Origin of the sequence: Streptomyces sp. NPDC096132, assembly GCF_044763345.1 — a bacterium.
Classification (GTDB): Bacteria; Actinomycetota; Actinomycetes; order Streptomycetales; family Streptomycetaceae; genus Streptomyces.
The window spans coordinates 170,507-183,588 of sequence record NZ_JBIWGA010000015.1; the positions used below are offsets into that span (position 1 = coordinate 170,507).

The window sequence follows — 13,082 nt, forward strand, 5'->3', positions numbered from 1 at the left end:
GGCCCGAAGCGCACCGCTTCGTGTCCCATGTACGTGTGCGCCCGCGCGCGAGTCGCGCGCCAGGGAAGGGAACCGCCGCTGACTGTCCACCACCTCAACCAGCTCCTGCTCGTCTGCTCGCTCGTCCTGCTCGTCGCCGTCGCAGCGGTACGGATCTCCTCGCGCAGCGGGCTCCCCAGCCTGCTCGTGTACCTGGGCATCGGCGTCCTCATGGGCCAGGACGGCATCGGCGACATCCACTTCAACAACGCGGAACTCACCCAGGTCATCGGGTACGCGGCCCTCGTCGTGATCCTCGCCGAGGGCGGTCTGGGCACGAAGTGGAAGGAGATCAGGCCGGCGCTCCCGGCCGCCTCCGCACTGGCGCTGGCCGGGGTCGCGGTGAGCGTCGGCGTCACCGCCGCCGGAGCGCACTACCTGTCGGGGCTGGACTGGCGGCAGGCGTTGATCATCGGCGCGGTGGTGTCCTCGACCGACGCGGCGGCGGTCTTCTCCGTACTGCGCCGAATTCCGCTCCCCGCGCGCGTGACGGGCACGCTGGAGGCCGAGTCCGGCTTCAACGACGCCCCCGTGGTCATCCTGGTGGTCGCCTTCTCCCAGACCGGCCCCGTCGAGCACTGGTACGTGCTGTTGGGCGAGATCGCCCTGGAGCTGGCCATCGGCGCGGCCATCGGCCTCGCGGTGGGCTGGCTCGGCTCCTGGGGCCTGAGGCACGTCGCGCTGCCCGCCTCCGGCCTCTACCCGATCGCCGTCATGGCGATCGCGGTCACGGCCTACGCGGCCGGCGCCCTGGCCCACGGCAGCGGCTTCCTGGGCGTCTACCTCGCCTCAATGGTCATGGGCAACGCGAAGCTGCCGCACTGGCCCGCCACACGCGGGTTCGCCGACGGGCTCGGCTGGATCGCCCAGATCGGCATGTTCGTCCTGCTCGGCCTGCTGGTCACCCCGCACGAACTGGGCGACGACGTGGTGCCCGCACTCGTCATCGGCCTGGTGCTGACCATGGTGGCGCGTCCGCTGAGCGTGGTGCTGTGCCTGACGCCGTTCCGGGTGCCCTGGCAGGAGCAGACGCTGATGTCCTGGGCGGGGCTGCGCGGCGCCGTCCCCATCATCCTGGCGACGATCCCCATGGTGAGCGGCATCGAGGGCAGCCAGCGCGTCTTCAACATCGTCTTCGTCCTCGTCGTCGTCTACACGCTGGTCCAGGGGCCGACGCTGCCCTGGCTGGCCGGCCGGCTGCGCCTGGGCGAGGACTCCGAGGCCGCCGACCTCGGGGTCGAGTCGGCGCCCCTGGAGCGGCTGCGCGGGCACCTGCTGTCCGTCGCGATCCCCGAGGGCTCGAAGATGCACGGCGTCGAGGTCAACGAGCTGCGGCTGCCGGCCGGGGCCGCCGTCACCCTCGTCGTCCGCGATGGAAAATCGTTCGTTCCGCTGCCGACGACCGTGCTGCGGCACGGTGACGAACTCCTCGTCGTCGCCACCGACCCCGTCCGCGACGCGGCCGAAAAACGCCTGCGCGCCGTGGGACACGGGGGCAAGCTGGCCGGATGGCTGGGCACGGACGGCGGCCGCTAGGCGCACACGTTAAGTGCGCGTTTCCTACCGTTCACACCCCGTTCAATCCGAGGCGCCCGGCCCCATGGTGCTCATTTTCACAGGTACGGCGATCATCACTCCCTGTACGATGAAGGCGCACCTTGATCGAACCAACTCTGCCTGACGCAGAGCTGGCGCGAACGTATGGCGGCCGGGACGCCTCCCTCACGGGCACCGGTATCTACCGCAGTAGCGCAAGAGGACAGCTCTCGGCGCCCCTCGCCCGCACAGTGGGGTCGCGCTACCAGGCGGCAGAAAGGCACGGGCCGTGGCATCCACGGTCACCACCGAGCCGTCGAAGAATTCGCCGGCCTCCTCCCGCCCGGGATACGGGCAGCTGCTGCGCACGCGCGGTGCATGGACGTTTCTGTTGCCCGGCTTCGCGGCACGCCAGCCGTTCGCGATGCTCACCCTCTCCATCGTGCTGCTCGTGCAGCACACCACCGGCTCCTACGGCGCGGCAGGTGCCGCCGCCGCGGTCACCGGCGTCTCCATGGCGCTGTTCGCGCCCTACAGCGGGCGTCTCGCCGACCGCTACGGGCAGCGCGCGGTGCTGATCCCCGGCGTCCTCGTGCACGCTGTGTCAGGCCTGGCCCTGACGGCGCTCGCCCTGGCCCACGCCCCCCTGTGGGCGCTGTTCGCGGCGGCCGTGCCCACGGGCGCCTCGGTGCCGCAGATCGGGCCCATGGTGCGGGCCCGCTGGGGCGTGCGGCTGAAGGGGTCGCCGCTGATGACCACGGCGGCGGCCTTCGAGTCCGTCACCGACGAGCTGACCTTCGTCGTCGGCCCGCTGTTCGCGACCGCCCTGTGCACCGCCGTGAACCCGGCCGCCGGGCTGATCACAGAGGCCTCCCTGACCCTGCTCGGCGGTCTGCTGTTCGCCGCGCAGAAGAGCACCCAGCCGCCGGTCGCCGTCGCCGGGCACACGCGCGTGGAGCATGCTTCGGCGCTGCGCGTGTCCGGCGTGCGCGTACTGATCGTGACCTTCCTGGGCATCGGCTCGGTCTTCGGCGGCATGCAGGTCTCGCTGGCCGCGTTCGCCGAGTCCATCGGAGAGCCCGGTCTGAACGGTGTCCTGTACGGGACGTTCGCCGCGGGCAACATGCTCTCCGGCCTGGTCTGCGGCGCGGTCGCCTGGAAGACCGCCCCGCAGCACCGCCTGGTCGTCGGGTACGCCGCCCTCGCGCTGACGGCCTCCGGCCTGTGGGCCGCGCACTCGGTACTCGTGCTGGCGGGCGTGGGTCTGCTGGTCGGCATGTGCATCGCGCCCGCGCTGATCACGGGCTACACGCTGGTCGAGGGCCTGGTTCCGGCCGGGGCACGCACCGAGGCGTTCACCTGGCTGACGGGCGCGGTCGCGCTCGGGCAGGCGGCCGCCGTCACGGTCGCCGGACAGCTGGAGGACCGCTTCTGGGGCGGCGCCGGCTTCCTGGTGCCGATGGGCGGCACACTGCTGGCCCTGGCCACTCTGCTGGCACTGCGATCGCGGCTGGCGACGCGCCCCCGTGGCCGTACCGTCGCGCGTGGCGTCGGTCACCGAGTGCCGTTGACAGTGGACTGATCCTCAGGAATACGTCACTATGGACCGTCGTTAGCACTCACTGAGTAAGAGTGCCAGGAGGAAGACAGTGCCGACCTACCAGTACCAGTGCACCGAGTGCGGCGAGGGCCTCGAGGCGGTGCAGAAGTTCACCGACGACGCCCTGACCAAGTGCCCCAACTGCGGTGGCCGCCTCAAGAAGGTGTTCTCCGCGGTCGGCATCGTCTTCAAGGGCTCCGGTTTCTACCGCAACGACAGCCGCGGCTCCTCGTCGAGCAGCTCGCCGGCGTCGTCGTCGAAGTCGTCGACGTCCTCGTCCTCCTCCTCGGACTCCTCTTCGTCCTCTTCTTCGTCGTCCTCCTCGGACTCGAAGTCGAGCTCCAGCACCTCGGCGGGCACCTCCGCCGCGTAAGGCTTCCTGCCAGGACCCTGTCGTCGTACGACGACAGGGTCCTCGGTGTTTCTGCTCCCCAGAGGGGCTTCCCCGACATCGAGGTGATTCCGCGCCCCAGATCAGGTCGTGTTCGATTCGGGCTACTGTGCTGGTCATGGCGAAGGCAGACAGCGGCTCGGTAGAGATCGGCGTCATCGGCGGGTCGGGGTTCTACTCGTTCCTGGACGACGTCACCGAGATCCAGGTGGACACCCCCTACGGGTCGCCCAGCGACTCCCTCTTCCTCGGCGAGATCGCCGGCCGGCGGGTCGCCTTCCTGCCCCGGCACGGACGCGGCCACCATCTGCCGCCCCACCGGATCAACTACCGGGCCAATCTGTGGGCCCTGCGCTCGGTGGGGGCGCGCCAGATCCTGGGGCCGTGCGCCGTGGGCGGTCTGCGCCCCGAGTACGGGCCCGGCACACTGCTGGTGCCCGATCAGCTGGTCGACCGCACGAAGTCGAGGATCGGGACCTACTTCGACGGGCTGCCGCTGCCCGACGGCACCGTGCCCAACGTGGTGCACGTGTCCCTGGCCGACCCCTACTGCCCCGCCGGGCGTGCGGCCGCGCTGAAGGCGGCCCGCGGACGGGAGTGGGAGCCGGTGGACGGCGGGACGCTGGTCGTCGTCGAGGGGCCCCGGTTCTCGACCCGCGCCGAGTCGTTGTGGCACCAGGCACAGGGCTGGTCGGTGGTGGGCATGACAGGCCATCCGGAGGCGGCGCTCGCCCGTGAACTGGAGCTCTGCTACGCGTCGTTGACCCTGGTCACCGACCTGGACGCGGGTGCCGAGTCCGGTGAGGGCGTGTCGCACGAGGAAGTGCTGACGGTGTTCGCGGCGAACGTGGACCGGCTGCGGGGCGTGCTGTTCGACGCGGTGGCCGCACTGCCGTCGAACGAGGAACGGGACTGCGGGTGCGGGAAGGCGCTGGGCGGGATGGATCCGGGGTTCGAACTGCCGTAGCCGGGGGTCTGCGGGGCGGCGAGGGTAGGTGCGGCGGGCGGAACTCCTCGTTCGCGTGAGGAAGTTTTCCACAACCCGTGGATGATCCACCGGCTCCGGCGGCCGGCGGTGTGAACGGTCATCGTGGCCGGTGCAAACCGATCCCTCGCCGCAGGTGGTGATCCCGTTGTCCCCTCGTCCTCCTTCTCCCCCGGTCCCTCCCCCGTGCGAGGTGCCGCAGTTCTCTCCCGTCCGCGTCAAGGGCGGGTGGAGCGGGCTGCGCCGGCTCGTGCGGAACCGGCAGCGGGCCGTCGCGCTGGGCCTCGCCGTCACCGCCGTCGCGCTCGTCGCGGCAGGACCGAGGGGCGGTGATCCGGCTCCGGCGCCGGGACATCCGGGCGGGGGCGAGGGTTCGTACGCACGCGCGCGGCCCTCGACGGGCGACGCCCCCGTCCACAGGCGTCACACGGGCGAGAACAGGCGTCACACGGGCGAGAAGGTGACGGCGCCGGTGCGGATCGCCGATGCCGCGACCGTACGGCTGTTGCGGCCCGGTGACCGGGTCGACGTCCTCGCCGTCACCACCGCCGAGCGGGCGCCGGCCGGCGGAGAGGCGCGGGTGGTCGCGCGTGGGGCGCTCGTGACGAAGGTGCCGGAGCCGCTGGAGTCGTCCATGGGTGCCGGTGACGGCGGCGCGCTGGTCGTACTGTCGGTGCCCCGCTCCACCGCGTCGCGCCTGGCGGGCGCTAGCGCGACGGCACGGCTGGCGGTGACCCTGTGGTGAAGAAGAAGTCAAAACCCTCGTTGGAGGTACCGGATGGAGTACATCCGGCGCATGGTCACGTAGGTTTCGGAGCTGTTCGTTCCACAACCAGTGGCCCGGCCTGTACAGACGAGGAGAGTCCCCGAGGTGAGCGACAAGAAGAAGGAACCGAACATCTGGCAGGGCTTCAAGGCCTTCCTGATGCGCGGGAACGTCGTCGATCTGGCTGTGGCGGTGGTGATCGGCGCGGCCTTCACGAACATCGTGAACTCGGTGGTGAAGGGGATCATCAACCCCGTCATCGGCGCGATCGGGACGAAGAACCTGGACAGCTACAACTCCTGCATCAAGGGTCCCTGCACGGGTACCGGCGACAGCGCGACGGGCGTCCGCATCCTGTGGGGTTCGGTTCTCGGCGCCACCCTCACCTTCGTGATCACGGCGGCGGTGGTCTACTTCCTGATGGTGCTGCCCATGGCGAAGTACCTGGCACGGGTGGAGGCGCGCAGGAAGGCGCGGGAGGGCACGCAGGAGGTCATCGAGGTGACCGAACTGGAGGTGCTCAAGGAGATCCGCGACGCGCTGGTCGCCCAGCGCAACGCGAGCCCCGGCGAGCGGTAGGCACCGCTCTTCGGAAGTGGTGGGGCGGCGTCTCGTCGACGGTTCAGCGGTGGTGCGGCAGTGCCTCGTCGGCGGTTCAGAGGTGGTGCGGGGGCTTCTCGTCCAGGAAGCGCCTGAGGTCGGCCGCGCTGTCGCCGGAGGCGGCCGGACGCTCGCCCCAGCCGCGGTCCGTGTCGTCCGAGGACTGCCGGTCCAGCGGATCGTCGAAGACCAGCGCGGCCTTCGGGTCGCGCGGCTCGGGGGCGGCGGGGGTGCTCATGCCTCCAGGGTACGGCCCCGTGCCCCAGGACATTCCCCCGCTCATCTGCTGTGCTGTGCCCCATGACGTCCAGTACTCCCGATCGCACGAGCGCCCTGCGCAGACTGACCGCGCGGGGGCGCGGCGAGGCACACCGGGTCGCCACCCCGCTCGAGCTGTTCTTCGACCTGTGCTTCGTTGTAGCCATCGCCCAGGCGGGCGCGCAGTTGGTGCACGCCGTGGCCGAGTCCCACACGGGGGAGGGCATCCTCAACTACGCGATGGTGTTCTTCGCCATCTGGTGGGCGTGGATGAACTTCACGTGGTTCGCGTCGGCGTACGACAACGACGACGTCCTGTACCGGGTGGTCACGCTGGTGCAGATCGCCGGGGTGCTGGTGCTGGCGGCGGGCGTGTCGCGGGCGTTCGAGGACCACGAGTTCGTGGCCGTCTGGTTGGGCTACGCGATCATGAGGTTCGCGCTGAGCTCGCAGTGGCTGCGCGTCGCGTGGTCCACCGAAGGCCCGGAGCGGACGATGGCGCTGCGGTACGCCGCCGGGGTGGTGCTGTGCACCATCGGCTGGGCGGGGCTGGTGATCCTGCCCGAGGACGCCAGGCTGTGGCTGTTCCTGGTGATGGCGCTGATCGAGTTGTGTGTGCCGGCCTACGCGGAGAAGGATCATCCGACGTCCTGGCATCCCCACCACATCGCGGAGCGGTACGGCCTGTTCACGATCATCGTGCTGGGCGAGACGATCGCGGCGGCGACGGTCGCCGTGAAGACCGCCCTCGACGAGGACAACGCCCTCGGCGAGTTGCTGCCGATCGCGGTGGGTGGGCTGCTGATCGTCTTCGCTGCGTGGTGGATCTACTTCGTGGTGCCCATCCACGGCCATCTGAGCTCCAACAAGCAGGCGTTCCTGTGGGGCTACGGCCACTACGTCGTGTTCGCCTCGGCCGCCGCGATCGGTGCGGGGCTGGAGGTTGCGGTGGAGGAAGCGGTCGGCGAGGCCCATCTGTCGGCGCTCGCCGCGTCGGCGGCGGTGACCCTGCCGACGGCCCTGTACCTGCTCACCGTCTGGGCGCTGCACTCCCGTTACTTCAAGGTGGGCCTGGCCCAGCAGTTGGTGCTGCCGGTCACCGCGCTGCTGGTGATCTGCTGCACCTTCCTCGAGGACTGGGCGGTCCTGGCGGCCGGCCTGGTGTCGGCGCTGGCGGTGGCGACGGGAACGACGCTCACGGCGCGCATGGTCGCGCGGGAGAGCACGGGGCACGCCTCCGACCGGGCCGGCTGACATTGCCGTACCGGGCCCCGGGCTGGGCGAGACTGGCTTCCATGACAGTTGACGCTCTGACGGATGTCGCGGGTGTGCGGGTGGGGCATGCCACCCGTGTCGGCGACGGTTGGCTCACCGGTACCACGGTCGTGCTCGCGCCGGAGGGCGGTGCCGTCGCCGCCGTGGACGTGCGCGGCGGTGGTCCCGGCACCAAGGAGACCGACGCCCTCGACCCGCGCAACGTGGTGCAGCGGGTGGACGCGGTGGTGCTGACCGGTGGCAGTGCCTACGGGCTCGACGCGGCGTCCGGTGTGATGGCGTGGCTGGAGGAGCAGGGGCGTGGGGTGCCCGTCGGTGCGGATCCCGCGCATGTGGTGCCGGTGGTGCCTGCCGCGTGTGTCTTCGATCTGGGGCGGGGTGGTGACTTCCGGGCCCGCCCGGACGCGGCGCTCGGCCGGGCCGCGGTCGAGGCCGCTGCGGCAAGCGCGCCCGGGGCGCGGGTGCGGCAGGGATGCGTGGGCGCCGGGACGGGCGCGGCGGTCGGGCCGATGAAGGGCGGCGTCGGCAGCGCGAGCGTCCTGCTGGACTCGGGGATCACGGTGGCCGCGCTGGTGGTGGCCAACGCGGTCGGTTCGGTGACGGATCCGGAGACGGGGGTGCTGTACGGGGAGCTGTTCCAGGGGCGCGTGGAGTATCCGGAGGCGCGCGTGCATGAGGCCGCGCGTCGGCGTCTCGCCCAGAGCGCCGCGAAGAACGCCCCTCCCCCGCTGAACACGACGCTCGTGGTGGTCGCCACCGACGCGGACCTGACGAAGGCGCAGGCGCAGAAGCTGGCGGGCACGGCACACGATGGCATCGCGCGTGCCGTGCGTCCGGTGCACCTGCTTCACGACGGGGACACCGTCTTCACCCTCGCCACGGGCGCCCGGCCGCTCGCCTCGGCAGACCCGATGCACCTGAACGACATCCTGGCGGCGGGCGCGGACATGGTGACCCGCGCGATCGTACGAGCCGTGCGGGCTGCCGAGCCGGTGGACGGACCGGGCGGGAGGTGGCCGTCGTACACGGAGTTGTACGGCGGGTGATTGTCCCGGTTCTGTCACGTGATGGAGTTCATTGACCCAAGGGCGGAACCTCGGCGGGTGCAGGAGCGCTCCTTCTTCACGTACTTGAGCGGATCACGCACATCACATGAAGCTGGAGCAGCCTGTGACAACGCCGGACATAGCAGCGCGGCGCGTACTGGGAGCGTGTGCCGCCCTGGTGGTCGGCGCCCTGACCCTGACCGCCTGTGGGGGAAGCGCCAACGCGAAGGGCGACGACGACGCCAAGGGCGGCAAGGGGGCGGACAGCAAGACCTCCACCGCGAAGATCGTCATCTCGGCCAAGGACGGCTCGACGGGCGCGTCGATCAACACGACCGGCGTGAAGGTCAGTGACGGCCGGCTGACCGAGGTGAAGATGACCGTCGCCGGGACGGGACAGACCGTGGCCGGCGCCCTGGCGGCGGACGGCGGCAGTTGGAAGCCGAAGGAGCAGCTGGAGCGCGGGACGAAGTACGAGATATCGGCGACCGCGAAGGACTCGAACGGCAAGGTCGCCGCCGCGAACTCCATCTTCACGACGGTCACCACGGCCAACAGCTTCATCGGGACGTACACGCCGGACAACGGGACGACGGTCGGTGTGGGGATGCCGGTGTCGTTCACGTTCGACAAGGTGATCAGCGACAAGAAGGCTGTGCAGTCGCACATCACGGTCACCTCCAGCAGCGGCCAGCAGGTCGTGGGGCACTGGTTCGGGGCGCAGCGGCTCGACTTCCGGCCGCAGGAGTACTGGAAGGCCGGCTCCAAGGTCACGATGAAGATCGACCTGGACGGGGTCGAGGGCGCGAACGGCGTCTACGGGGTGCAGAAGAAGACGGTCAGTTTCACCATCGGGCGTTCGCAGGTCTCCACGGTCGACGTGAACACGCAGACCATGACCGTGGTGCGGGACGGGCAGGTCCTGCGGAAGGTGCCGATCTCGTCGGGCAGTCCGCAGCACACCACGTACAACGGCCAGATGGTGATCTCGGAGAAGTTCACGCAGACGCGGATGAACAGCCAGACGGTCGGACTGGGCGGGGAGTACGACATCCCGGACGTGCCGCACGCGATGCGTCTGACGACGTCCGGCACCTTCATCCACGGCAACTACTGGTACAACAAGGGCAATCCGCCGTTCGGGCGGGAGGGCACCAGCCATGGCTGTGTGGGGCTCGCGGACGTGCAGGGGGCGCAGGGCGACACGCCTGCCAAGTGGTTCTACGACAACTCGCTGATCGGGGACGTCGTGATCGTCGAGAACTCGCCCGACAAGACGGTGGCGCCGGACAACGGGCTCAACGGGTGGAACCTGTCGTGGGCCCAGTGGACGGCCGGGAGCGCCGTGTGACGGGTGCCGGCCTGCGGGGCGATCGGCCTCTCACCGGCCGCTTCTGACGGTTCGTCGGGCCGTGCGGGAATTTTCCGCACGGCCCGCGCGTTTTACCCGACATACGTTTTCTCGGTTCCCGGACATGATGTCCGACCGAGGGGCTACGGTATGCACCCACAAGGTGACATGCAGCAACGCCGGGAGAAACCTTGAGCGTTCCGTACGAGACTGCAGCGTACGAACCAGCCGAGTCGCCCGAGTCTCCGGAGGAGCATCTCGCGCGGCTCCTGGGTCGCGCCCTGAACTCGTTCGAGCTGCCGGACGACGTCCTTCGGCGGCTCGACTGCGCGCTGGCGCACGACAGCTCGCTGCACTCCGCGCATCACAGCGCGGGCCTGCACCGCGAGACGTACCGGCACACCTGGCTGCTGGCCGACGGGTGTGCGCTGACCCTGTGGGAGCTGGTGCACAACACCGCGCCGGGCAGCGAGCCGCAGCACGAGGTGTACGTCGACGAGGAGGAGCTGCGCACCGCCACGGCGCGGCTGCCGTTGCCGCCGGACGAGCCGGACTTCGAGTTGCCGGTGCTGGTGCCGTCGGCGCCGGTCTCCGCGCCCCGGCATGTGTACGTTCCGGACGACTCGGCGGACCACGCGCGGCGGCTGCTGCGCCGCGCGGAGAACACCGACCGGCCCGGTGCGGACACCGCCGAGCTGTTGAGGTCGGCGTTCGCGCATCAGATCACCCAGGCGTTCGGGCGTCCCTGCCGGGCGGGCCGGGTCGGTCTGGGCTTCTCGCTCTACGAGCACGCGTTCCTGCTGCGCGACGGCCGGGAGATCTCCCTGTGGGAGGTCGAGCACACGGCGACGCCGGACGGGCGGCACATGTGCGAGGTGTATCCGTCGGAGGCCGACGCCCGCGAAGCGATGGAGCGGCGGGCGGCACGGGTCGCCTGAGAAAGCGCTTCGCCGAGAAAGCGGTTCCCGAGAAGCGGTGCGCACGAGAGTGCGGAATGGCCGAGCGGCCGGTCGCGGCCCCGTCCCATGGGGGCTGCGACCGGCCGCTCGGGCCCGTCTCCCGCTGTTCCGTTACGCGGCGACCGGCTGCTTCGTCTCGGCCGCCGGGGTGGCGGCGCCCTCCGGCGCCTTGGCGGCGGTGCCCTCGACCGGCTTGCGCATGCCCTTGAGGACGATCACCAGGCCCGCCGTCACCGCCGTGCCGATGGCGATGGCCAACAGGTACAGGAACGGCTTGCCGATCAGGAAGGTGACCCAGATGCCGCCGTGCGGGGCGCGCAGGGTCGAGCCGAAGGCCATGGTCAGCGCGCCGGTGACGGCGCCGCCCGCCATGGAGGCGGGGATGACGCGCAGCGGGTCGGCCGCGGCGAACGGGATCGCGCCCTCGGAGATGAAGGAGGCGCCGAGCACCCAGGCGGCCTTGCCGTTCTCGCGCTCGGCCGGGGTGAACAGCTTCTTGCGGACGGTGGTCGCGAGGGCCATGCCCAGCGGCGGCACCATGCCGGCGGCCATCACCGCGGCCATCACCTTCATCGCGGAGTCGCTCGGGTCCTGCACGGCGATTCCGGCGGTGGCGAAGGCGTAGGCGACCTTGTTGACCGGGCCGCCCAGGTCGAAGCACATCATCAGGCCGAGCAGGACGCCGAGCAGGATCGCGTTGGTGCCGGAGAGACTGTTGAGCCAGTCCGTGAGGCCCTTCTGCGCCTCGGCGATCGGCTTGCCGATCACGATGAACATCAGGAAGCCGACGGCGATCGACGAGAGCAGGGGGATCACGACGACCGGCATGATGCCGCGCAGCACCGGCGGGATCTTGACCCGCTGGATGGCGAGGACGACGCCACCGGCGAGCAGACCGGCGACCAGGCCGCCGAGGAAGCCGGCGCCGATGTTGACGGAGATCATGCCGCCGACGAAGCCGGGCACGAGGCCGGGCCGGTCCGCCATGCCGTAGGCGATGTAGCCGGCGAGGACGGGGATCAGGAAGCCGAAGGCGACGGCGCCGATCTGGAAGAGCAGCGCGCCCCAGCTGTCGACCTGCCCCCAGTCGAAGTGCTCGGTGACCGGCTTGGCGGCGTTGATCTGGTAGCCGCCGATCGCGAAGCCGAGGGCGATCAGCAGACCGCCGGCGGCGACGAACGGGACCATGTAGCTGACGCCGGTCATGAGCCACTTGCGCAGCTTGGTGCCGTAGCTGTCGCCGGGGTCGCCCGCGCGCTCCACCGGAGTGGAACCGGATCCGGCCGCGGCGGTGACCTCGCCGCGCGCCGCCTTCTCGCGCACCTGGGTGATCAGTTCGGTGGGCCGGTTGATGCCCGCCTTCACGCCGACGTCGACGGTCGGCTTGCCGGCGAAGCGGTCCTTCTCGCGTACGGGGACGTCGTGGGCGAAGATCACGCCGTCCGCGGCGGCGATGACGGCCGGGTCGAGCCGGGTGAAGCCGGCCGAGCCCTGCGTCTCGACGGTCAGTTCGACGCCCGCCTCGCGGCCCGCGTTCTCCAGGGACTCGGCCGCCATGTAGGTGTGGGCGATACCGGTCGGGCAGGAGGTGACGGCGACGATCCGGAAGGGGCGCTCGCCCGCGTCGGCGGCGGCGGGGGTGGTGGTGGCCGTGGCGGCGTCGGCGGAGGCCGCCGCCGACGCCGCCACGGAGTCCTCGGTGGTGCCCTCGGCCGCGGTGGCCGCGGTGGTCTGGGCGGCTTCCTCGGCAGGGGCGGCCGGCGGCTCGTCGCCGCGGATCAGGGCGGCCGCGGCCGCCGGGTCGCCGACCGAGCGCAGCGCGTCGGTGAACTCGGTGTTCATCAGCTGGCGGGCCAGGGACGACAGGATCGTCAGATGGGCGTCGTCGGCGCCCGCGGGGGCGGCGATCAGGAAGATCAGGTCGGCGGGGCCGTCCGCCGCGCCGAAGTCGATGCCGGCGGCGCTGCGCCCGAAGGCGAGGGTCGGCTCGGTGACGTGCTCGCTGCGGCAGTGCGGGATGCCGATGCCGCCGTCGAGGCCGGTCGGCATCTGGGCCTCGCGGGCGGCCACGTCGGCGAGGAAGCCGTCCAGGTCGGTCACCCGGCCCAGGGCCACCATGCGGGCGGCGAGGGACCGCGCCGCGGCTTCCTTGGTGTCGGCGGACAGGTCGAGATCGACCAGGTCCGCGGTGATCATGTCGCTCATCGCGGGCTCCTTCGCACGCGTATCGCCCGGGGCTTGGGGTGGGCGGGGGTGGGGACGGGAGTGGGGGTGGG

12 protein-coding genes are annotated in these 13,082 nt (G+C 70.9%); 10 read left to right on the plus strand and 2 right to left on the minus strand.

Going from position 1 to position 13,082, the window contains the following annotated elements:
• Nucleotides 1–27: 27 nt before the first annotated feature.
• The 6 genes from ACIRF9_RS31990 (at nucleotide 28) to ACIRF9_RS32015 (ending at nucleotide 5,896) form a co-directional block, all read left to right on the plus strand.
• On the plus strand, nucleotides 28–1,575 hold the full coding sequence (locus tag ACIRF9_RS31990) for a potassium/proton antiporter (protein ID WP_403829163.1): 1,548 nt from the start codon (nucleotides 28–30) through the stop codon (nucleotides 1,573–1,575).
• A 289-nt stretch (nucleotides 1,576–1,864) separates the two neighbouring features.
• Nucleotides 1,865–3,157, plus strand: coding sequence for an MFS transporter (locus tag ACIRF9_RS31995; RefSeq protein WP_403829166.1), 1,293 nt, complete (start codon nucleotides 1,865–1,867; stop codon nucleotides 3,155–3,157).
• 67 nt (nucleotides 3,158–3,224) lie between these two features.
• Complete coding sequence (locus ACIRF9_RS32000) at nucleotides 3,225–3,548, plus strand: FmdB family zinc ribbon protein (protein ID WP_403829168.1); 324 nt, start codon at nucleotides 3,225–3,227, stop codon at nucleotides 3,546–3,548.
• A 136-nt stretch (nucleotides 3,549–3,684) separates the two neighbouring features.
• Nucleotides 3,685–4,533 carry an S-methyl-5'-thioadenosine phosphorylase gene (locus ACIRF9_RS32005; protein ID WP_403829171.1) on the plus strand — a complete coding sequence of 283 codons (849 nt, stop codon included), beginning with the start codon at nucleotides 3,685–3,687 and terminating at the stop codon, nucleotides 4,531–4,533.
• Nucleotides 4,534–4,744: 211 nt separating this feature from the next.
• Nucleotides 4,745–5,296 (plus strand): RcpC/CpaB family pilus assembly protein, encoded by a 552-nt coding sequence (locus ACIRF9_RS32010; protein WP_403829174.1) that lies wholly within the window; start codon nucleotides 4,745–4,747, stop codon nucleotides 5,294–5,296.
• 180 nt (nucleotides 5,297–5,476) lie between these two features.
• Entirely contained in the window at nucleotides 5,477–5,896 is a 420-nt protein-coding gene (locus ACIRF9_RS32015) for an MscL family protein (RefSeq protein WP_403829450.1), read from the plus strand.
• 76 nt (nucleotides 5,897–5,972) lie between these two features.
• Here ACIRF9_RS32015 and ACIRF9_RS32020 read toward each other — a convergent pair whose 3' ends face one another.
• Nucleotides 5,973–6,155 (minus strand): hypothetical protein, encoded by a 183-nt coding sequence (locus ACIRF9_RS32020; RefSeq protein ID WP_403829176.1) that lies wholly within the window; start codon nucleotides 6,153–6,155, stop codon nucleotides 5,973–5,975.
• 62 nt (nucleotides 6,156–6,217) lie between these two features.
• On the opposite strand from ACIRF9_RS32020, the gene ACIRF9_RS32025 reads away from it, so the two are divergent.
• The 4 genes from ACIRF9_RS32025 (at nucleotide 6,218) to ACIRF9_RS32040 (ending at nucleotide 10,785) form a co-directional block, all read left to right on the plus strand.
• The gene (locus ACIRF9_RS32025) at nucleotides 6,218–7,429 is read left to right on the plus strand and encodes a low temperature requirement protein A (RefSeq protein WP_403829179.1); all 1,212 of its coding nucleotides are present in this window, start codon (nucleotides 6,218–6,220) and stop codon (nucleotides 7,427–7,429) included.
• 41 nt (nucleotides 7,430–7,470) lie between these two features.
• Nucleotides 7,471–8,496 carry a P1 family peptidase gene (locus ACIRF9_RS32030; protein WP_403829181.1) on the plus strand — a complete coding sequence of 342 codons (1,026 nt, stop codon included), beginning with the start codon at nucleotides 7,471–7,473 and terminating at the stop codon, nucleotides 8,494–8,496.
• Between the two features lie 124 nt (nucleotides 8,497–8,620).
• Nucleotides 8,621–9,847, plus strand: coding sequence for an Ig-like domain-containing protein (locus tag ACIRF9_RS32035; protein WP_403829183.1), 1,227 nt, complete (start codon nucleotides 8,621–8,623; stop codon nucleotides 9,845–9,847).
• Between the two features lie 191 nt (nucleotides 9,848–10,038).
• Nucleotides 10,039–10,785: a DUF6227 family protein gene (locus ACIRF9_RS32040; protein WP_403829186.1), complete on the plus strand. Its 747-nt coding sequence runs from the start codon at nucleotides 10,039–10,041 to the stop codon at nucleotides 10,783–10,785.
• Nucleotides 10,786–10,917: 132 nt separating this feature from the next.
• Here the strand turns inward: ACIRF9_RS32040 and ACIRF9_RS32045 are convergent, their stop codons facing one another.
• A complete protein-coding gene (locus tag ACIRF9_RS32045) occupies nucleotides 10,918–13,011 on the minus strand; it encodes a fructose-specific PTS transporter subunit EIIC (protein WP_403829188.1) in 2,094 nt (697 codons plus the stop codon).
• Between the last annotated feature and the right edge of the window lie 71 nt (nucleotides 13,012–13,082).